The sequence below is a fragment of the Celeribacter sp. SCSIO 80788 genome, assembly GCF_051054295.1.
In the GTDB taxonomy this organism is placed as follows: Bacteria; Pseudomonadota; Alphaproteobacteria; order Rhodobacterales; family Rhodobacteraceae; genus Celeribacter.
The window spans coordinates 166574-187257 of the sequence record NZ_CP150483.1; the positions used below are offsets into that span (position 1 = coordinate 166574).

Annotated in this window: 19 protein-coding genes and 2 pseudogenes; 11 read left to right on the forward strand and 10 right to left on the reverse strand. The window is 60.0% G+C overall.

Annotation, left to right across the window (positions count from 1 at the left end):
• Positions 1-25: 25 nt before the first annotated feature.
• Positions 26-1066 (forward strand): D-cysteine desulfhydrase, encoded by a 1041-nt coding sequence (locus tag V1471_RS19545; RefSeq protein WP_434291197.1) that lies wholly within the window; start codon positions 26-28, stop codon positions 1064-1066.
• 197 nt (positions 1067-1263) lie between these two features.
• On the opposite strand, the pseudogene V1471_RS19550 reads toward V1471_RS19545, so the two are convergent.
• A pseudogene (locus tag V1471_RS19550) lies at positions 1264-1671 on the reverse strand (DDE-type integrase/transposase/recombinase); the annotation flags it as partial.
• A 291-nt stretch (positions 1672-1962) separates the two neighbouring features.
• Here V1471_RS19550 and V1471_RS19555 point away from each other — a divergent pair.
• The 5 genes from V1471_RS19555 to alr all read left to right on the forward strand — a co-directional run bounded on the left by V1471_RS19555 (position 1963) and on the right by alr (position 6076).
• Entirely contained in the window at positions 1963-2736 is a 774-nt protein-coding gene (locus V1471_RS19555; protein WP_434291199.1) for a transporter substrate-binding domain-containing protein, read from the forward strand.
• Between the two features lie 77 nt (positions 2737-2813).
• Positions 2814-3461, forward strand: coding sequence for an amino acid ABC transporter permease (locus V1471_RS19560; RefSeq protein WP_434291201.1), 648 nt, complete (start codon positions 2814-2816; stop codon positions 3459-3461).
• Between the two features lie 13 nt (positions 3462-3474).
• Positions 3475-4131, forward strand: coding sequence for an amino acid ABC transporter permease (locus V1471_RS19565; RefSeq protein WP_434291203.1), 657 nt, complete (start codon positions 3475-3477; stop codon positions 4129-4131).
• Positions 4128-4889, forward strand: coding sequence for an amino acid ABC transporter ATP-binding protein (locus tag V1471_RS19570; RefSeq protein WP_434291205.1), 762 nt, complete (start codon positions 4128-4130; stop codon positions 4887-4889). Before V1471_RS19565 ends, V1471_RS19570 begins: the two co-directional genes overlap by 4 nt.
• Before the next feature lie 92 nt (positions 4890-4981).
• Positions 4982-6076, forward strand: coding sequence for an alanine racemase (gene alr / locus V1471_RS19575; RefSeq protein WP_434291207.1), 1095 nt, complete (start codon positions 4982-4984; stop codon positions 6074-6076).
• On the opposite strand, the gene V1471_RS19580 is transcribed toward alr, so the two are convergent.
• Positions 6073-6597, reverse strand: coding sequence for an Lrp/AsnC family transcriptional regulator (locus V1471_RS19580; protein WP_434291209.1), 525 nt, complete (start codon positions 6595-6597; stop codon positions 6073-6075). The genes alr and V1471_RS19580 overlap by 4 nt on opposite strands.
• A gap of 26 nt (positions 6598-6623) precedes the next feature.
• On the opposite strand from V1471_RS19580, the gene V1471_RS19585 reads away from it, so the two are divergent.
• The 3 genes and pseudogenes from V1471_RS19585 to V1471_RS19595 all read left to right on the forward strand — a co-directional run bounded on the left by V1471_RS19585 (position 6624) and on the right by V1471_RS19595 (position 9755).
• Entirely contained in the window at positions 6624-7691 is a 1068-nt protein-coding gene (locus tag V1471_RS19585) for an ornithine cyclodeaminase (RefSeq protein ID WP_434291211.1), read from the forward strand.
• Positions 7688-8647, forward strand: coding sequence for a citrulline utilization hydrolase CtlX (gene ctlX / locus V1471_RS19590; RefSeq protein ID WP_434291213.1), 960 nt, complete (start codon positions 7688-7690; stop codon positions 8645-8647). Before V1471_RS19585 ends, ctlX begins: the two co-directional genes overlap by 4 nt.
• 110 nt (positions 8648-8757) lie before the next feature.
• A pseudogene (locus V1471_RS19595) lies at positions 8758-9755 on the forward strand (integrase core domain-containing protein).
• A gap of 1 nt (position 9756) precedes the next feature.
• On the opposite strand, the gene V1471_RS19600 reads toward V1471_RS19595, so the two are convergent.
• The 4 genes from V1471_RS19600 to V1471_RS19615 all read right to left on the reverse strand — a co-directional run bounded on the left by V1471_RS19600 (position 9757) and on the right by V1471_RS19615 (position 14810).
• Complete coding sequence (locus V1471_RS19600) at positions 9757-10473, reverse strand: type 1 glutamine amidotransferase (RefSeq protein WP_434291215.1); 717 nt, start codon at positions 10471-10473, stop codon at positions 9757-9759.
• Between the two features lie 76 nt (positions 10474-10549).
• Positions 10550-12040 (reverse strand): Na+/H+ antiporter NhaC family protein, encoded by a 1491-nt coding sequence (locus V1471_RS19605; protein WP_434291217.1) that lies wholly within the window; start codon positions 12038-12040, stop codon positions 10550-10552.
• Positions 12041-12150: 110 nt separating this feature from the next.
• Positions 12151-13461: an NAD(P)/FAD-dependent oxidoreductase gene (locus V1471_RS19610; RefSeq protein WP_434291219.1), complete on the reverse strand. Its 1311-nt coding sequence runs from the start codon at positions 13459-13461 to the stop codon at positions 12151-12153.
• On the reverse strand, positions 13461-14810 hold the full coding sequence (locus V1471_RS19615) for a glutamine synthetase family protein (protein WP_434291220.1): 1350 nt from the start codon (positions 14808-14810) through the stop codon (positions 13461-13463). Before V1471_RS19615 ends, V1471_RS19610 begins: the two co-directional genes overlap by 1 nt.
• Before the next feature lie 145 nt (positions 14811-14955).
• Here V1471_RS19615 and V1471_RS19620 point away from each other — a divergent pair, with 145 nt between their 5' ends.
• Both V1471_RS19620 and V1471_RS19625 read left to right on the forward strand, forming a co-directional pair.
• Positions 14956-15669 (forward strand): GntR family transcriptional regulator, encoded by a 714-nt coding sequence (locus V1471_RS19620; RefSeq protein ID WP_434291222.1) that lies wholly within the window; start codon positions 14956-14958, stop codon positions 15667-15669.
• Between the two features lie 200 nt (positions 15670-15869).
• Complete coding sequence (locus V1471_RS19625; protein WP_434291308.1) at positions 15870-17324, forward strand: aldehyde dehydrogenase; 1455 nt, start codon at positions 15870-15872, stop codon at positions 17322-17324.
• Between the two features lie 26 nt (positions 17325-17350).
• On the opposite strand, the gene V1471_RS19630 is transcribed toward V1471_RS19625, so the two are convergent.
• The 4 genes from V1471_RS19630 to V1471_RS19645 are packed head-to-tail and all read right to left on the reverse strand — an operon-like array spanning position 17351 to position 20683.
• Complete coding sequence (locus tag V1471_RS19630; RefSeq protein WP_434291224.1) at positions 17351-18067, reverse strand: GNAT family N-acetyltransferase; 717 nt, start codon at positions 18065-18067, stop codon at positions 17351-17353.
• Positions 18064-19191, reverse strand: a complete 1128-nt coding sequence (menC, locus tag V1471_RS19635) for an o-succinylbenzoate synthase (protein WP_434291226.1) — start codon at positions 19189-19191, stop codon at positions 18064-18066. Before menC ends, V1471_RS19630 begins: the two co-directional genes overlap by 4 nt.
• Before the next feature lie 17 nt (positions 19192-19208).
• A complete protein-coding gene (locus V1471_RS19640; protein WP_434291228.1) occupies positions 19209-19973 on the reverse strand; it encodes an ABC transporter ATP-binding protein in 765 nt (254 codons plus the stop codon).
• 11 nt (positions 19974-19984) lie between these two features.
• On the reverse strand, positions 19985-20683 hold the full coding sequence (locus V1471_RS19645; protein WP_434291229.1) for an ABC transporter permease: 699 nt from the start codon (positions 20681-20683) through the stop codon (positions 19985-19987).
• Between the last annotated feature and the right edge of the window lies 1 nt (position 20684).

The window sequence follows — 20684 nt, forward strand, 5'->3', positions numbered from 1 at the left end:
GTGTGCACATCCTGAAAGTCGAAACATGACATCGAAGCCATTTTCTCTGAGGACGCGATTAAATGAATTTGCCCGTGTCGAGTTGGCACATCTGCCGACGCGGCTTGAGGCGATGCCCCGTTTGCAGGCCGAGATCGGTGGCCCGGCGCTTTGGATCAAACGCGACGATGCGACCGGGCTGTCCACTGGCGGCAACAAGGCGCGCAAGCTGGAGTTTCTGCTGGCCGAAGCGCTGGGGCAGGGGGCGGATTGTCTGGTGACCGTCGGAGCGACGCAATCGAACCATGTGCGCCAGACAGCCGCCGCCGCTGCACGTGCGGGGCTTGATTGTTTTGCGGTGCTGGAGGACCGGGGCGTGTCCGAGAGCACGGCCTATAAGTCCAATGGCAATTACCTGCTCGACCAACTTCACGGCGCAGAGATCACCCGGCTGAAACCGGGGCAGGACGGCAAGGTCGCGATGGCGGAACTTGTCGAACGGCTTCGTGGCGAAGGACGCAAGCCCTATGCGGTGCCGGGCGGCGGGTCCAATCCCGTCGGGTCTCTGGGCTACGTGGATTGCGCGCGGGAACTGGTGCAGCAATGTCGCGACATCGGGATTGCCCCGCGCGAGATCGTGGTGGCCTCTGGCAGTGCGGGCACGCAGGCCGGGCTTTTGACCGGTTTGCGCGCGTTGGGCGACAGGACCCCGGTGCTCGGCATCGGTGTACGCGCCCCACGCGCGGCGCAGGAGGCACGGGTGTTCGATCTTGCGGTGGCGACGGCCGATCTTCTGGGCTGTCCGGGCTGTGTCGCGCGCGACGACGTGGTGGTGGATGACACGCATATCGGGGCCGGGTACGGGCTTGCGACCGAAACCGGACTTGAAGCCATCTCGCTGTTTGCCCGGCGCGAGGCCCAGCTTCTCGATCCGGTCTATAGCGGCAAGGCGGCGGCGGGGCTAATCCATCACTGCCGGGTCGGGCGCTATGCCTCCACGGATCATGTGATTTTCCTGCACAGTGGAGGCACTGCGGGCCTGTTTGGCTATTGCGATCTCTTTGGGGGCGGAATGGGCCTCTCGTAGAGAGCTCGCAGGACCCGGCGGCTTGGGCCTGTCATCCGCTTTGCGCGCGCCGCTCTCACCTCTCGGCAGTCTCATACCGCCACGTCAGGGCCGACGCTTTCGGTCGCTGGAAAGACTGTGCTGCCGAAATGACCGCAGCGGAGGGGTTCTGTCGCAAACTTTGCCGATTGTCGGCATAGCCTGATCTGCGGACAGACTTATGCAGTGAGCCCGGCGAAGATCTGGAAAGCAGTTTCCCCGTCGGCCGGGATTTGCTCCTTGCGGATCATGTGTACAGCCTCGATGCCTGCGATTGTGGCGGCTGCCGAATGGAAAGCCTTAAAGCCCATCATTGGGCGCGTGATCCGTTTGATGAAACGGTGGTCCTGCTCGAGGATGTTGTTCATATATTTGACCTGCCGGATCTCGGTCATTCGCCCGCGGCCCGTGAACTTCAGGATTACATTTATTGCCTGAAGCCCGGCCAGGTTAGCGCCGCTTTTGTCGATGACGACGCGCTCCGGCAGACCGTTCGAGCCGATCCCCCGCCTGAAGAAGCGTCGTACCACAGGTCCATTTCTGACGGCTCTAAAACAAAGTGGGAGAGATATGGTTGCTACGTCACGGACTCAACGGCGGCAACGCCTTTCCGTGAAACGTTACAGTGCTGGAGGAAAGACAAATTGTATGCTGATCGTTATCATATAGCTAAATATTTTTTTTTGAAGTTATCTTTATGATAATTTTTTGTGAACTTTACCTTAGTTACAAATTTACTCACGGTCGAAGATACCGCGACGGGCCTACACCCGTGATACCTCACCTCTCCCCACCACGCTTTCGTGTTAAGCCGAAGCGGCGGCCTTATTTGGTCCGCTGGCAGGGGGGCATAACAAACACTCTGCAGGGAGTTCCAAATGTCTTTCCTTCGTTCCATCGCTGCCGCTGTTGCAGTCGCCAGCTCGCTTCTGGCGGCTCCCGCCCAAGCCGAAGACCTTTTCAAGGCCCGTGAAGCTGGTGTACTGCGCGTCGCCATGAGCGGCACCTTTCCGCCCTTCAGCTTCGTCGATGACGCTAACAACGTGGTCGGCTTCGACGTTGACATCGGCACCGAGATCGCCAAGCGCCTTGGCCTGAGCGCCGACATCGTGACAACCCCGTTCGACGGCATCATCGCCGGACTTATCGCGGGCAAGTTTGATACCGTCGTTGGCTCGATGACCATCACCGAGGAGCGCGCCAAGGCGATCGACTTCGTCGGACCCTATTATCACGGCGGCCGCGGCCTGTTCGTCCCGACCGGTTCGAACATCCAAGACTTCCAAGCGATCAGCGGCCACACCGTCGCCGTGACGTTGGGTGAAACCCATGACAAATGGGCCAAGGAACAGAACGGTTGGAGCGTCCGCAGCTATAAAAGCCTGCCCGAAATGCTGCTTGAGGCGAACGCGGGCCGCGTTGACGCTATCGTTGCCGACAAGATTCCCGTGCTGGTGGCGATCAAGGAACAGGGCCTGCCGCTTCGCCAGATCGAAATCCCGGGTGTTGACCCGACAGCCAACGTCGGCATCGCGATCCGCAAGGAAAACCCCGAGCTGAAAGCCGCGATGCAAGACGCGCTGGATGCGATGATGGCCGACGGCACTTATGCTGCGATCTCGGAAAAGTGGATCGGCCAAGACATCCGCTAATTTGACGCGGGCTGCCCGAACGCGGGCTGCCCATTCTTTTCGACAGGGGGCCTGTGCCCCCCGGTGCGGAGAACGCAATGGATCTTGCACTCATGGAGCGGATCGCTCCCTATTTCGTCGAAGCGGCACTGGTCACCCTAGAGGTCGCCGCGCTGACTTTCGTTTTCTCGGTGCTGATCGGTGCCATCGCAACCGCCGGGCGCATGTCGCGACTGACGCCGGTGCGCTGGCTGGCGACCGCCTATGTCAGTGTGTTCCGCGGCACACCCTGCCTTGTACAGCTGTTCCTGATCTATTTCGGCGGGCCGCAGCTGGGTTTTGACCTGACCCCGTTCACCGCGGGCGTAGTCGGCATGAGCCTGAATGTCGGCGCTTATATGGCCGAAGCGATCCGCGGCGCGATCCTGACGGTCGACCGTGGCCAAGCCGAGGCTGCCCGTTCGATCGGTTTCGGCCAAGGCCGCACCATGGTCTATGTGATCCTGCCGCAAGCTGCGCGGCTGATGATCCGCTCAATCGGGGTCAACACAATTATGATGGTTAAGGGCACCTCGCTGGTTTCCGCGATCTCGGTGGTCGAGCTGTCCTATACCGCGCAGCGCTATATCGGATCGACCTTCAAGCCATTCGAGATTTTCGCACTGGCGGCGGTGCTGTACATTATAATCGTCTATGCCGTGTCGCGCACGGTCGAGATGCTCGACCGCCGTTTTGCTCTAAGATAAGGGGGACCGGCAAATGAATCTCGATTTTTCCGTCCTGATGCCCTATCTGCCGCTGCTGGCGCAGGGCGCTCAATGGACCGTTCTTCTGACTGCGGCAGGGGCCGTGCTGTCGATCCTGGGCGGCGTCGCATTTGCGGTGGCGGTGCTTTATGCGCCGCGCGCGGTGCAGTTGCCGCTGCGGAGCTTCATCTGGCTGTTCATGGGAACGCCGCTGCTGCTGCAGCTGTTCCTGCTCTATTATGGGCTTGGCCAGATCGGCATCCGGATCCCGGCAATCTGGGTTGGTGTCACAGGGTTGGGGCTTCATTTCGCGGTATATAACGCCGATATCTTCCGCACGGCGATCCAGACCGTTGAGCATGGCCAGACCGAGGGCGCGCGTTCGCTGGGCTTTGGTCGGGCACAGACGCTACGCTATGTGGTGGTGCCGCAGGCTCTGCGCCGCTCGTTGCCGCAGGTTGGCAACAACCTAATCGCCATGCTTAAGGATGCCTCGATCGTCTCGATGCTGGGCATGACCGAACTAGTCTATGCTGCCCAGCAGGGGATCAGCGAAACCTATCGCCCGTTCGAATTCTACTTCGCCGTGGCGGTAATCTACTATCTTCTCAATCTTGTTCTTGAACTCGCGCTGGCCTGGGCCGGTCGCAAGGTGGAGGCCCAACGATGACCAACCCCCCGATGCTTCGCATTCATCAGGTGCACAAATCCTATGGCGCGCACGAGGTGCTCAAGGGTATCGATCTGACCGTGCAGAAAGGCCAGATCCTCGCGCTGATCGGCCCCTCCGGTTCGGGAAAATCGACGCTGCTACGCTCGCTCAACATGTTGGAGACCGTGAATTCGGGCGAGATCTGGCTGGATGGTGTGCAGGTGAATCAACCGCTTACGGGCCATGCCTTTGAGCGCCACATCAACAGTGTGCGCCAGGAAATGGGCATGGTGTTTCAGCACTTCAACCTGTTCCCGCATATGTCGGTGCTGCGCAATATCACGCTCGGGCCAGTCAAGCTGAGGGGCATGAGCGAAGCCGCCGCGCGCGATCTGGCTGTGGAACTGCTTGAAAAGGTGGGGCTCTCGGGCAAGGCCGAGGCTTGGCCTTCGCAGCTGTCGGGTGGGCAAAAGCAGCGCGTGGCGATTGCAAGGGCGCTGGCGATGCGGCCCAAGGTGATGCTGTTCGACGAGGCGACCTCAGCGCTCGATCCTGAGCTGGTCGAAGAGGTCAACCAAGTCATGAAGCAGTTGGCGCGTGAACACATGACCATGCTGATCGTAACCCATGAGATGCGCTTCGCCGCCGAGGTCTCTGATCGGGTGCTGTTCATGGATGGCGGCGTTGTCGTCGAAGAGGGCACGCCTGCCGAGGTTTTCTCAAACCCGCGCCAAGAACGTACTCGCAACTTCTTGCGTACGCATCTGGCCGCCTGATCTTTCAGCGCCCCGGAGCCACCGGGGCGTTGCGCTTTCTTCCCCGGAGACATCCCGTGTTGCACACTCCTGCCGTCCCGAGCCATGCTTGGGTGGAAATCGACCTGGCCCGAGTGGAGGGCAACCTAGCCGAGCTGCACAGGGTGCTGGGCGCCGGACCGCTTTTGTGCGCGGTGCTCAAGGCCGACGCCTATGGCGCGGGGATTGCCAATGTGGCCCCAGTTCTGATCCGGGGAGGGGTCAATTTCGCCGCTGTCGCCAGCACCGCTGAGGCAGCCGCTCTGCGCCGCGCGGGCTATCATGGGCGCGTGCTGCGGATCCGCACCGCCTCGCCTCAAGAGGCCTCGGCCGCGCTGGGGTTGGGCGTCGAGGAGCTGGTTGGCACCCCCGAGGTCGCACGGCGCTTGTCTTCGCTAGCCTGCGGGGCCGGCATTGAGCTGCCTGTGCATCTTGCGATCAATGCCGGCGGAATGAGCCGTGACGGCCTGGAGCTCGCGACCCCCGATGGCCCCTCACAGGCGCGCGCGATGCTGGGCCTGCCCGGACTGAGGGTGGTAGGGATCATGACCCATTTCCCCGAAGATGCCCCCGACGCCGTGCGCGCCTGTTTGCACACCTTTCGGCGCGAGGCAGAATGGCTGCTGGAAGAGGGCGGTCTTACCCGGCGCGATGTACTTCTCCACGCGGCCAACTCGATGGCCACTTTGTCCTTGCCTGAGACCCATCTCGATATGGTGCGTTGCGGCGCCGCGCTCTATGGCTGTGTCGGCGCCGAGCCGGCCTTTCGCCCAATACAGCGGCTTTGCTCGGCTGTGGCTTCGGTGGTCAGCTTCCCCAAAGGCAATACCGTAGGCTATGACCGCTCCGTTCGCCTGACCCGGCCTTCGCGGCTGGCCAATATCCCGCTGGGCTATTCCAACGGCTATCGGCGCAGCTTCTCTCCGGGGGGGCAGGTGCTGATCCGTGGCCATCGGGCCCCGGTGATGGGCAAGGTGTCGATGAATTCGGTGATGGTCGACGTGACTGAAATTCCTGAAGCACAGGCTGGGGATGAGGCGGTGTTCTTCGGCTGCCAGGAGGGCGCCTGCATCACCCGCGACGAGGTGCAGCGTCAGACCGGGCTGGTATTGGCCGATTTGTTCTGCACCTGGGGCGCCGAGAACGAGCGCGTTATCCGCATAGACTAAACCGACGAAAGCAATATCGAGGTCTCGCTGTTGGTGATGCCCTCAATATTGCGCACTTCGCGTAGCACGCGGTCGAAATCATGCAAGTTCTCAGCGCGTAGTTGCGCGACCAGATCCCATTTCCCGTTCGTTGTGTGGAGCGAATGCAACGCAGTCAACCCACGCAACTGCCGGATCACTGTGGTAGTTGAGCGGCCATTAACCTCAATAAGCATCACTGCACTTATTGCATTGTCATCATGGTCTTCGCGTGCGCGGATGGTGAACCCCAGCACTGCACCAGTGTCGATCAGTCGATCGAGCCTGGCCTGTACGGTTGCCCGCGACACGGAAAGGATGGTCGCAAGATTGGAAATCGGGGCGCGACCGTCCTCACGTAGGGCAGCAATCAGGCGGCGATCGAGGTCATCAAAGATATGCATAACACTTTGTACATTCAGGCATAACAATATGCAACTCAATAGTTGATAAATTGAAGAACTTTGCAATTTTTGGCGCATTTTGCGCGGATTATCCTGCATCTCATCAGTGAAAATCGGAGCGCATCATGCCGCAGCATCACACTAATTATCAAACCGTCAGTTACCTCGGCGTCGAAAACACCGTGCGTCTGGTCGCCAGTCTTGGGGTCGAAACGATCCTTAAGGGGATGGCGGAATATATTGAACAGGATTTCCGCCGCTGGGCGTTGTTCGACAAGACGCCCCGCATCGCCAGCCACTCGACCGAAGGTGTGATCGAACTGATGCCAACGTCGGATGGCGAACTTTATGGCTTCAAATATGTGAACGGTCACCCCAAGAACACCCGTGAAGGTCTACAGACCGTTACCGCTTTCGGACTGCTGTCAGATGTGGCGACGGGCTATCCGCTGTTTCTGTCGGAAATGACCATTGTCACTGCCCTGCGCACGGCGGCGACCTCGGCGCTTGCGGCGCGCTACCTTGCCCGTCCCGATTCAAGGGTAATGGGGATGATCGGTCTGGGCGCCCAATCTGAATTCCAAGCGCTTGCCTTCCGTGCGATCTGCGGCATCGACACGGTTCAGGTCTATGACATCGACGCCGAGGCCACCGCGAAATTCTGCGCCAACATGGCCGACAGCGGGCTGACGATTCGAGCCTGCGCCAGTGCCGCCGAGGCGGTCACCGGGGTCGACATCATCACCACCGTCACCGCCGACAAGTGCAACGCCACCATTCTGTCCGACAACATGGTCGGCGCGGGCGTGCACATCAACGCGATCGGTGGCGACTGCCCCGGCAAAACCGAGTTGCAGGCCGACATCCTGAACCGTGCCAGTGTCTTTGTCGAGTTCCCCGAACAAACTCGTATCGAGGGAGAGATCCAGCAAATGGCCCCCGATTTCCCGGTCACCGAACTGTGGGAAGTGATCACCGGTCAGGCCGGCGGTCGCACCGGCCCCGAGCAGATCACTCTGTTCGATTCGGTAGGCTTCGCCACCGAGGACCTGTCAGCACTACGCTACATGCGCGATGCAGTAGAGGACACCAACTATGCCGAGGCCATCGACCTGATCGCAGCCCCGCAAGACCCGCGCGACCTTTTCGGTCTGATCCGCACCGAAGCGCGTCGTAACAAGGATGCCGCATGATGCCCTTACCCCGCTCGACCCAAGCCATTGTCCAAGCGCCGCGCGCCGTGGTGATGATCCGCCCGCATCATTTCACTCCGAACCCGCAGACTGCCGCCGACAATGCCTTCCAGACTGTGGATAACCGCGCCGCTGATGCCGTAGCCCGCGCAGCCTATGAGGAAGCGACCGAGGCCGCGCGTCAACTCGAGGCGCTTGGCGTGACTGTCCACAAATTCGAGGACGAAACCACCGAGACCCCAGATTCCTGCTTTCCAAACAACTGGTTCTCGACACATTCTGGCGGCCATGTCGCGATTTATCCGATGTATTCGCCCAACCGTCGATGCGAGCGCCGCAGCGATGTGATCGAGATGCTTAAGCACCGCTACCGGGTGCAAGACGTGATCGACTACTCTGGCCTGGAAGAGGATGAGGTCTTCCTCGAAGGTACTGGGGCGATGGTACTCGATCATATCGAGCGGGTTGCTTATGCGGCGCGCTCGAACCGCACCAACGAAGTTGCGCTGGAAAGGTTCTGCACCCATTTCAACTATGAGCCCGTGGTCTTCGACGCCTGTGACGCGGTCGGGAGACCAGTCTACCACACGAATGTTCTGATGTGCATCGGGACGCGCTTCGCGATGATCGGGCTTGATACGATCCGCCTTCCTGCGCGCCGCGCTGAGATTGCGCAGCGTCTGGCCGATGGCGGGCGAGATCTGGTCGACTTGACGCATGAACAGATCGGCGATTTCGCGGGCAACGCAATCGAGCTGACCGGCACTGCTGGGCCGGTACTGGCGCTGTCGGCCCGCGCTTGGGCCGCGCTGCGCCCCGAACAACAGCGAGTTTTGGAAAGCCATGCGACAATCCTTCCCCTCTCCATCCCTACAATCGAGCGGGCGGGGGGCTCGGTGCGCTGCATGCTCGCAGGGGTTCATCTGGCCGCGCGTCCCGGGCGTTGCCCCGACTGAGCTGCCCCCGAAAATCGGACACTGACGTAAGCTACGATTTGTTGTCTGCTGATCTTCGACAAGAAGGAGAATGAGAACATGTCCGCCATTGGTTCTAGGGCAATGGTCGAATGATGTCGAAACGGAAACAACATTCGCCTGAGTTCAAGGCGAAGGTGGCGCTTGAAGTGCTGAAGGGAGAACAGACGGTCGCGGAGTTAGCGAGCCGGTTCGGGATTCACCCGACGATGATCCACATCTGGAAGCGGGCGTTGCTTGAAGGCGCATCCGGCGTGTTCGAACGTGGTAGCAGGAAAGCCCCCGAGATTGACGAGGAGCAGGTTAAGGAGTTGCACGCCCAGATTGTGGGGTGAGCCTGTGAACGCCTACCGGTTCGAGAGAACAGGCGAACGCGGTGGCCAACGATTTTTTGTCACGAAAGCTCAAACCGTGGACCGGCAAGTGAGGCGGAAGATGGTTGAACCCGCCAATCCTGACCTGTCCATCGGTAAGCAGTGCAAGCTGCTGTCGATCTCGCGGTCGTCGTTCTCCTACACGCCCAAAGGCGAGACGGCGATGAACCTGATACTCATGCGCCAGATTGATGAACAATTCCTTGAGACACCGTTCTTCGGTGTGCGGCAGATGACCTGGCACACCCGTAAGGTTCTGTCCTAGCGGATCTCGAACACGCTGGAGGCGGACTTCTGCGTCGAGACGCTGAACGAGGCCATCGCCCGCTTCGGGTCGCCCGAGATCATGAACACCGACCAGGGCAGGCCAGTTCACATCCTTTGCTTGGACCGACCGGCTGCGCCGATCAGGTGTGCGCATCTCAATGGATGGCAAGGGGCATTCATCGGGCTTACGTCGCGCCACTGGCGCGACGGTCCCTCTTCATCTCGACAACATCTTCGTGGAACGGCGCTGGCGGAGCCTAAAATACGAATGCGTCTACCTGCACGCTTGGGAAACAGGATCAGAGGCGAAGGCCGGCATCCGTAAATGGATGACCTTTTACAACAACCAACGCCCATACTCAGCCCTTGGCGGCAAACCCCCAGCCGAGGTCTATTGGCTGAGAAAAGAAGAAACCCAACCCGATCAGCTGGAGCAGAGAGTAGCTTAATTTACGCCAAATTCTGTCCAAGCAGTGGGAGTAGCTCAGGGTTTCTCGCGACTTTAAAAAACGCCGTAATCCGGTCCGCGAACCCCTCAGAGGTCAGCGGCATGTCGAGACGACGATAGGCCCCTTTGGCGACTTCTGGCGGCAAGACCGCTTGGCGTGCATCGAGCAGATCGGTGAGAAAACGCGGCGTGAATTCCGGGTGCGGCTGAACACTCAGCGCCCGGATGCCATAGGCCAGCATGGCATTGGCGCAAAAGTCCGAGTGGCCGATCACCTTGGCATCGTTCGGCGGCACAGTGACCTGATCTTGGTGCCAGGCCATCAAGGTCTCTTTGCGGCCATCGGCCATTTCATACTCTGTCGCGCCCACGGACCAGCCGCCGGGGAATTTCTCGACCTTGCCCCCCAAAGCCTGCGCCAAAATCTGATGCCCGAAACAGACACCGACGATGGGCACGCCCGCCGCGTAGGCGTCGCGCAGGAATTGTTCGAGAGGGGCGATCCACGGATGATCCTCATAGACACCGAATTTCGATCCGGTGATGAGCCAGCCATCGGCGTCTTGCACCGAGTCCGGTATTTTGCCGTCGAGAACGCGCCAAGTCTCAAAGGTAAACCCCCGCCCGGCGAGAAGGCGTTTGAACAGATCGTCATAATCGCCGTGAACGGGTTTCAACTCATCGGGTGAGGTGCCGGTTTGCAGGATACCGAGTTTCATGGCCATTCCTTTCAGCCAACAACAAAATAGGTAAAGAACAGGGGCGGACAGGAAGAGACGCCCGCCCCTGCGCGTGTCAGGCCATCATGTGGCCCAACACCAGGAAGGCCGCAATCGACAGAACCGCGCCGAGAACCGCATAGGGGAACTGCGTGAAGGCGTGGGAAATCGGAGAGCAGCCAGCCCCCTGCGCCGCGAGCACCGTCGAGTCACTAAAGAAACAGGCGTGGCTCCCGAAAGAGGAGGCGGAGAGAAGCGCGCCAATCACCAGAGGCATGCTGGCGTCGACGCCTTGGGCCACGGGGATGACGATCGGAATGGCGATGATGAACACGCCCCAGCTCGACGCGGTGCCAAAGACCACGAGCGCGAGGGAGACGAACACCAGCGCGGGCAAAAGTTCCTTGCTCATCAGAGGCGTCAGGCTATCGATCACATATTCGGTCATGCCGAGGGCATCATTAATGTCCTTGAGCAAGAACCCCGCGATCACGGTCGAAAGCGGGTAGAGCATGACTTTGAAGCCGTCGAAAATGGCTTCCATCTGACGCTCGAAGCTCAGGATGCCTTGCAGGTAATAGAGCCCCACGGTCGCGACGAGCGTCACCAGAACACCGCGCAGAAGGTCGATCTCGTAATAAAGAGTAGCGACGACCAAAAGTGCCATCGGGAAGAGGAAATTGAACATGCCCAAACGGCTGCTCATCTTTTTGCCCTCATAGACCACGGCCTCGATCTCGGTGCCTTGGAAATCCGGGGGAATAGGTTGGCCAGCCTTAGCGCGGCACTCGGCTTTTTTCATCGGGCCGAAATCGCCGATAATGCCGAGGGCGACCAGGAAAACGAGGATGAGGGCGATCCAGGCATAGGCCATGAAGGGAATAGCGGAGAGATAGACGGACAGGCCTTTGCCATCCTCGGCGACGCCGTTTTCTTCGAGCAAACCGGCAAAGAATACGGCCCAGGTCGACACCGGCACGATGACGCACATCGGTGCGGCGGTGGAGTCGATGATATAGGCGAGTTTTTCGCGCGAGACTTTGTAGTGGTCGGTCAGTTTTTTGACAGAAGAGGAGACGGCGAGGCAGTTGAGGTAATCGTCGATGAAGACGATGACACCGATCATGGCGGTGACGACGAGGGACTGGCGTTGCGATTTGATTTTGGTTCGGAGCCAGTCAGAGAAGCTGCCGAGGCAGCCGGAATGTTCCAAAAGCGCGATGAGGCCGCCCATCAGGCCACAGACGAGGATGACCCAGACGATGGTTTCGTTGCCCATGACACTGGAGAGGCGGTCGGAGAAATGCGAAATGAGATCGCCACCACCGAGCATGATCAAACCGGCAAATCCGCCGATGATCAGGGCTTCAAAGGGGCGCCGGGTGATGACGGCCATGGCCAGAACCAGAAGCGTCGGCAAAAGGCTGAGGGCGCCCCAGGAGGTGTCGGGATCGTGACTGGCGTATAGATAATAGAAAAATGCGATTACCGCGAGCACGCTGGCCAATACCCCGGCCGCTTTGGGATGGGTTCGGTACGCTAAAAGCGTACGTGTCATTTGTTCCATAGGTGAGTTCCTCTCTGGCCCGTTTTTTTTGTTGCGGAGCGCTCCGGGCAGTGGCGCACCGCTTTTGGTTCAGCACCCCTTTGGGGTGAGGTTCGAAAAAAGGGATGGGATCAGACGCCAAGGCGGTCGCGCAGCGCGTACCACCATGCGCCCATCACCGTGTAGGGTACACGGAAGGTGCGCCCGCCGGGGAAGGGGATCCACGGAATATCGGCAAAGGTGTCGAACCGCGACAGATCGGCATCGACCGCCTCGGAGAGGATGCGCCCAAAGAGATGCGATCCGGTCACGCCATGACCGGAATAGCCATGGGCGAAATAGGTGTTGTTGCCGATCCGGCCCATTTGAGGCACGCGGCTAAACGACAGGGCAAAGTTGCCCGACCAGCGGTAGTCGATTTTGACGTTGGAGAGCTGTGGGAACACTTTTTTCAGGTTCGGTACGATCTTGGCTTCGATGTCCGCGGGATCGGTGCCGCCATAAACCAGCCCGCCGCCAAAGATAAGCCGCTTGTCGCCCGAGAGGCGGAAGTAATCGAGGATATAGCGGATGTCCTCGACGCATTCGTCACCGGGCAGGATTTCATGCGCCAGGGCATCGCCAAGAGGCTCGGTCGCGATCATTTGGGTCGACACGGGCATTACGCGTTTTTCCAGCGTCGGCACCACATCGCCCAGATAGGCGTTGCCGCAGAGGATCAGGGTCTTGCAGGTCAGGCTGCCTTTCGCGGTCTTGACCACTGGGCGCGCCGCCTTGTTGTCCACCGAGATCACCGGCGAATGTTCATAGATCACACCGCCGTTTTGCTCGAACGCCGCTGCCTCGCCAAGGGCGAGGTTCAAAGGGTGCATATGCCCGCCGGTATGGTCGATCATGCCGCCTGCAAAGACGTCGGAGCCGATCTTCTCACGTAGCTGCGCCTTGGTGAGCATCTCTTGGTTGTGGTGACCGTAGCCCTCCCAGAGCGCTTTGCGCTCTTCGAGCTCACGCATATGCGCATCGGTATAGGCGGCAAAGATATTGCCGTTTTTCAGATCGCATTTGATATCATATTTGGCGATGCGGTCACGGATGATCTCCTGACCTTCCTGCACCACACCTGCCACGAAATTCGCCCGATCCTTGCCATAGCGTTTCTCGATCGTCTGCAAAGATGCGTTCAGCCCGTTGACGATCTGGCCACCATTGCGCCCCGACGCGCCCCAGCCGACCTGGGCACCTTCGACGATGGCGACCTTGTGGCCCTTTTCGGCCAGAGAGAGCCCCGCCGACAACCCGCTATAACCCGCGCCGACGATACAGATGTCGATCTCTTGATCGCCGATCAGTTCGGGGCGCACGGGGGAAGGGTTGGCGGAGGCGGCGTAGTAGCTTGCGGTGTGTTGGCCCTGGCCGGCATATGAGGCGGTCATCGCATTCATCAGACTGTCTCCAGATAGGTGTGGTATTCAAAATCCGTCACGCGGCGTTTGAAGACGCGCAATTCTTGGCGTTTGCAATCGGTCAACATGCGTTGCAGTTGCGCCGAATAGATTTGCGGGATGTGCGGCCCGACACGGTAAGCCTCAATCGCCGAAGCCCAATCCAGCGGCAAGCGGGGCAGGTCTTGATCGTAGGCGTTGCCGGAGACGGGGGCCTCGGGCTCCCATTTGTTTTCGATCCCCAAAAGCGCGCCGCCCAAGATACTGGCGAGCACGAGATAGGGGTTGGCGTCGGCACCCGCGACCCGGTGTTCGATCCGGCGCGCCTTCGGGCTGCCGCCGGGGACACGCACGGCGACGGTGCGGTTTTCATAGCCCCAAGCAATGGCCGACGGCGCGTGGGCGCCGGGCGCCAGACGGCGGAACGAATTTTCATGGGGGGCAAAGGTCAGGGTACATTGCGCCATGGTTTTCAGCAGACCGGCCACGGCATGCCGGAGGATCTCTGTGCCTTCGGGACCACCGTTGTCGAAGACGTTGTTGCCGTCTTTATCGATCAGCGAGAAATGGACGTGGAAACCATTGCCGGACAGGTTGCCATAGGGTTTGGCCATAAAGGTTGCGGCCATACCGTGTTTGCGGGCGACGCCGCGCACGGTGCGTTTGAACAGGATAGCATCGTCGGCGGCGCGCAACGGATCGGGGACGTGCATCATGTTGATCTCGAATTGACCCGCACCGTTTTCAGAGATCGCGGAATCTGCGGGAATGCCCTGTTCGCGGCAGGCATCGAAGACGTCACTCAGGAAATCATCGAAATGTTGCAGCTCGTCGATGGAGTAGACGTCATCGGAGTCGAGCTGTTTTCCGGAGACGGGGGATTTCGGCGGTTCGGGGATATCGGGTTCGGGATCGACGAGATAGAATTCGAGCTCGGTTGCGACGACGGGGGTGAGGCCGAGTTCGGCGAAGCGATTGGTGATATGTTGCAGGGCGCGTCTCGGATCGCCGAGGAAGGGATCGCCGTTTTCCCAGGACAGCCACATCGGCACGAGGACGGTTGGGTGATTGACCCAGGACATTGGCAACACACCGCGGCCGGTGACATCGCAGAGCCCGTCGGCATCGCCGGTTTGGAACACCAGATCGCTGCCTTCGATATCCTCACCCCAGACATCGACGCCGAGAGCCGACAATGGCATCCGCAATCCGCCTTCGAGCAGTTTGTCGATCTGATCGATGGGAATGCGTTTGCCACGCAGCATCCCGTTGAGATCACAGATCGCTGCGAGGGCGGTTTGAATTTCCGGATGGTCTTTTAACCAAAGCTCCGGGGTTTGCGGCTCCATCTCGGTTCTCCCCAAATGAGATATTGATTCGTAAAATGTGATATCATTTTTACGACTTGTATCTTCTTTTGGCATCCAGTCAACTGACGTGACGATGACAAAGCCCCTCAACCTTTCTTACGGCACGGACAAAGCGTAGCGCTGAATGAGCAAACAGAGCGATTTGAATCTTCCCGAAATCACGGCGGATCCTGGGCTTACGGTGCAGGAATACGCCTATTTGCGGCTACGCAACGCGATCATGTTGGGGGCGATTGCACCGGGGACAAACCTGACGATCCGGGGCTTGGCGAGCTATCTCGACCTCAGCCCGACGCCGGTGCGTGAAGCGATCCGGCGCCTGAGTTCGGAACATGCGCTCAAAGTGCTCAACAACCGTCGCCTGTCGATCCCGCGAATGAAAGCGGGGCGGTTCGAAGAGCTGATCTTGTTGCGGATCACCTTGGAGACCCATGCTGCGGAACGCGCTTTGCCGTATATTTCCGATATGATTATCAAGGATTTGGTTGAAATGGATGATGCTATGGATCAGGCGATTCTAGAGCATCGCACCGAGGATTTGACCCAGCTCAACCACGCCTTTCATCGCCGGCTCTACGCCGCCAATCCAAACCCGCAGGCGATCCCGTTGATCGAAAGTGTCTGGCTGCAACTTGGCCCGTTTCAGCGCCAGGTCGTGCGCGAGGTGAAACAGTATTATAACGTCGACCGCCACAAAGAGATCCTCGAAGCTCTGCGCCAGCGCGATTCTATGGCGCTGGTGGTGGCGATCGAAAATGATATCCGTGACGGCATCGTCCGCTCAGGCCGGGAGAAACTTCAGGCCGAAGCGCAAAATTTGCTGCTTTTGCCGCACTAAGTCGCCTTCCAAACCACTCCAAGGCAGTTTTATCGCTTCCCGCTGCACCCATGACGCAACCAATCCGCGCGGCAATCGGATGACGATTTGGCTTGCTCTTCAAAAAATGTGATAGCATTTAGAAGAAAGAGATATCAAATTTTGGAGACAGTGCCGTGACACAAAAAACCTTTCAGGACTGGCAAGACGCTCGGCGCAGCATGTGCATTCGCGGCCAGGCTCTGATTGACGGTCAGTTCGTCGATGCGCTGTCAGAACGAAGTTTTGCCTCGGTGTCTCCGATTGATGGCGCAACGTTGACCCAGGTGGCTGATTGTGGACCCGAAGACGTCGATCTGGCTGTGGCGGCGGCGCGACGGGCCTTTGCCGACGGCCGGTGGGCAAAACGGGCACCGGCGGAACGCAAGACGGTGCTGTGCCGTTTGGCCGAGCTGGTGCGGGCGCATCGCGACGAACTCGCGCTTCTGGAAACGCTCGACATGGGCAAACCGATTTCCGACAGCACCTCGATCGACGTGCGCGCGGTGGCGAATTGCTTTGCTTGGTATGGCGAAGCGATCGACAAGATCTATGACGAAATCGCGCCGACCCCGTCGGACACGCTGGCGCTGGTGACGCGTGAACCTCTTGGCGTGGTGGCGGCCGTGGTGCCGTGGAATTTCCCGATGCTGATGGCGAGCTGGAAAGTCGCGCCAGCGCTGGCGACGGGCAACTCGGTGGTGCTCAAGCCGTCGGAGAAATCCTCGCTGACCGCGATCCGTCTGGCGGAGCTGGCGCTTGAGGCGGGGGTGCCGCAAGGGGTGTTCAACGTGGTGACCGGTTGGGGACCGGACACCGGACAGGCGCTTGGGCGGCACATGGATGTGGACGGGTTGTTTTTCACCGGCTCGACGCAGGTCGGTCGCCATTACATGCAATATGCGGCGCAATCGAACCTTAAGAAAATCGGTCTCGAACTGGGCGGCAAAAGCCCGAATATCATTTTGTCGAGCTATCGCGACATCCGACACGCTGCGGAAACCTCTGCGAATTCGGCATTTTTCAATCAGGGCGAAATGTGCACCTGCCCGAGCCGCCTGATCGTCGAAGAAAGCGTTCACGACGAGGTGGTCGAGGTTCTGGTGGCACGGAGCAAGGCATTCGTGCCCGGGCATCCGCTTGATCCCGCGACGCAGTTCGGCGCGATGGTGGACGAAAGTCACACGACGCGGGTGATGGAATTCGTGGCGGTAGCAGAGGCAGACGGCGCGCGTTTGGCAATTGGCGGCCGGCGGGTCTGTGAGGAGAGCGGCGGGTGTTTTATCGAGCCGACGATTTTCGACGAGGTGCGCAACGATATGCGGATCGCACAGGAAGAAGTCTTTGGTCCGATGCTTTCTGTGATCCCGGTCAAGGATGTCGACGAGGCGATTCACGTCGCCAATGATTCGCCGTTTGGATTGGCGTCTTCGATCTGGACGGATGATCTGAGCACGGCGCACCGGGCTTCGCGCGAGCTGCGCGCCGGGCTGACCTATGTGAATTGCTATGATTGCGATGACATGACGGTGCCCTTCGGCGGCTTCAAGGAAAGCGGCATCGGGCGGGACAAGTCCCTTCATGCGCTCGACAAATACACCGAGTTGAAAACCACCTGGATCCGGCTTGGCCAATAAGGGCGGATGAAGGCAGGGAGCGGCAGTTACGCCGGTCCCAAAAGATAGGCGGCCTGAGTGCGATCGAACTCGACAATGGCCTGACCGGCGGCAAAGGCCGATTGCAACGCCGCACGCAGGCGCAGACGTTCGGCCAAAGCGGCCTGTGGATCGGATGCAATCAGCGCGTCGATGTCGTGCGGGATTGCCACCGGGGACAGATCGGCGCGGGGCGGGCAGGGGCGTTTTTCGGCCCGCGCAACAACGCCCGGGGCATCGAGTTGCCAATGGGCGAGGATGCGGTCCGAGGGCAGCCCGGCGTTGATCCCCGGCATCGGGCCGTAATAATCGACGAAATAGGTGGCGGCGGTGGCCCCAAGCCCGCCGATATTGAGCCCGGCATTGATTGCGCGCAGCGGGTCATAGGTCCAGCGCACCTGGGTGATGCCGCGGGCCAGACACCAGTCCCGTTGAAACCATTTCATGCGGGCACCAAGGCCAAGCCCGCGTGCTTCGGTTGCGACGGCAAGGCGATGGGAATGCTGAAGCCCGGGCGTGGCTGTGGGAAAGCCGAAGAGAAATGCCAACATGCGATCGCCGCGGAAGGCACCTGCAAGCAGAGCCCCCTCGTGTTGCAGGGCCAGCATGATGTCGGAATTGTCGGGACGCTCACCTTCGCCCCAGACTTCGGTCTGAAAGCGTTCGGCCTGGCTCAGATCGTCGAGGCCGTCGAGCTCGCGCAGCACGATATCGGGTAGTGTCATGAGCGGATCTCTTCCCTGAGCTGGGTGACGGTGTCGAGGAAGGGGAGATCGAGAGTGACGCCGATCCCGGCACCGTTGCCGGGGACGGGCATCATGCCGTCGGTGGCCTCAAGGGGTTCGTTGATAATATCGCGATGGAAATATCGGCTGGCCGACGAGGTGTCGCCGGGTTTGGTGAAATTCGGCAGGCTGGCGAGGTGGATGTTATGCGCGCGGCCGATGCCGCTTTCCAACATGCCGCCACACCAGACGGGGGCGCCGAAGGCTTCGGAGACGTCATGGATGGCACGGGCGGCAGTATAACCACCCACGCGGCCGACCTTGATATTGATCACCCGCGCGGCACCGGAGGCGAGGGCCTTACGGCAATCGGCAGCGGTTCGGATGGATTCGTCGAGACAGAGCGCGGTGGCGATTTCGCGTTGCACCAACGCATGATCGTGGATGTCGTCGACGGCGAGGGGTTGTTCGATATAATCGAGATCGAAGGCATCCATGGCCCGCAGGGTGGCGAGATCGGCGAGGCCATAGGCGGTGTTGGCATCGACGGTCAGTTTGACGGTGGGATAGGCGCTGCGCACCGCCTCAAGCAGCGCGATGTCATGGCCCTGAGCGACCTTGAGTTTGATGCGTTTATAGCCGGCCTCGACGGCGGCACCGACCCGTTCGAGGGTGGTGTCGATGTCGGTGATGCCAAGCGAGACACCAACCGGCACGGCATCGCGCACGCCACCGAGCGCATCTTTGAGGGGCAGGCCGAGAGCCTTGGTCCAAAGATCCCAGAACGCCAATTCCACCAGAGCCTTGCTCATACGGTGTCCGCGCCAGGGAGCCATGAGGGCGGTCAGTTCGGCGGGATTGGCAAATGTTTTACCGACGATTTGCGGCAAGATCAGATCACGCAGAAAACCGAGCGCTCCGGGAATGGTCTCTTCGAGATAGTCGGGGTAGGGGTCCATAACCCCTTCGCTGATCCCCTCAACGCCCTGAGCGCGCAGGGTCAGGAGCGGAAAGGTTTTGTCGGTCAGGGTTTGGTTCGAAACTTTGAAAGGGGTGAGGAGTGGCAGGTTGACGATGCGCAACTCAGCGGCCTCGATTTTCAGTGGGGTGAAGGAAGGGGTCATTTGGGATCTCGGGGCAATCAGCGGGTTTTGGAGATGAAACGGGCGAAGGTTTCGCTGTCGGGATGGGTGAAGAGCTTTTCGGGCGGGCCCTGTTCGGCGACGCGGCCTTCGTGGAGAAAGACAACCTCGGTCGAGACCTCGCGGGCGAAGGCCATTTCATGGGTGACGACGATCATGGTGCGGCCTTCAGCGGCGAGATCCTGCATCACCTTGAGCACTTCGCCGACAAGTTCGGGATCAAGCGCGGAGGTCGGTTCGTCGAACAGGATGGCATCGGGTTCCATAGCCAGGGCGCGGGCAATGGCGACGCGTTGTTGTTGGCCGCCCGACAGTTGGGCGGGATAGTGATGCATTCGCTCGGCCAGGCCGACACGGGCCAAAAGCGCCTCGGCCTGATCGCGGGCCTCGGCTTTGGCTTTGCCTTTGACCTGAACCGGGCCTTCCATGACGTTTTCCAACACGGTGCGGTGGGTCCAGAGATTGAACTGTTGGAACACCATGCCGAGATGTTGGCGCATCTTTTCGATCTGGCGCTGGTCGCTGATCCGGCCATTGCGAAAGGCAATGGTTTCGCCATGCACGGCGACGCTGCCGGCGCTGGGAATTTCGAGGAAATTGAGGCACCGCAGGAAGGTCGATTTGCCGGAGCCGGAGGCGCCGAGGATCGAGATCACATCATGGTTGCGCGCGTCGAGCGAGATGCCTTTGAGCACTTCATGGGTGCCAAAGCTTTTGTGGATGTTTTGCGCGGAAACGACCACGTCTTGGGAAGTATGCTGCATGATGGGGGTCCTTATGAGCGGCGGGGGGCCGTCATGTGGCGGAGGAGACGGTGCTCGGCGAGGCGCCACAGGGTCACGAAACAGGCGGTGATAATCAGATAGAGGATCGCTGCCTGAAAATAGACGGACAGTTCAAAACTGCGCGAAAAGATCTGGCGTGTGCGGCCCATGAGGTCAAAGACCGTGACGATCGAGGCCAATGCCGAGGCTTTCATCAACAGGATGATCTCATTGCCAAGCGCCGGCCAGGCGATGCGGTAAGCATGGGGAAAGGTCACCCGGCGCAGGATTTTCGGACGCGACATGCCAATGGCCCGCGCCGCTTCTATTTCGCCGGGGGAGACGCCTTGGATGCCACCGCGTAGGATCTCGGTCTGATAGGCACAGGAGTTCACGGCAAACACCAGAACGGCACAGTTGAAGGGATCGCGGAAAAAGCCCCAGAGGCCAAGGGCGGTGAGTTCGGCGCGAAACTGGCCGGAGCCGTAGAACACGAGGAAAAGCTGGGCCAAAAGCGGTGTGCCGCGCATGAAGGAGATATAGGCCTTCAGCGCGAGTTGCGCCGGGCGCGGTCCATTGGCACGCAGCAGCGCCAGTCCCGGCGAGGCCGCGGCGGCAATCAGCGCGCCCAACCCGGTGAGCAAAAGGGTGGTCTGCACCCCGTCGAGCAGTTTGGGCAGATTGGTGAGAAAGGAGTCGAAAAAGTTCATC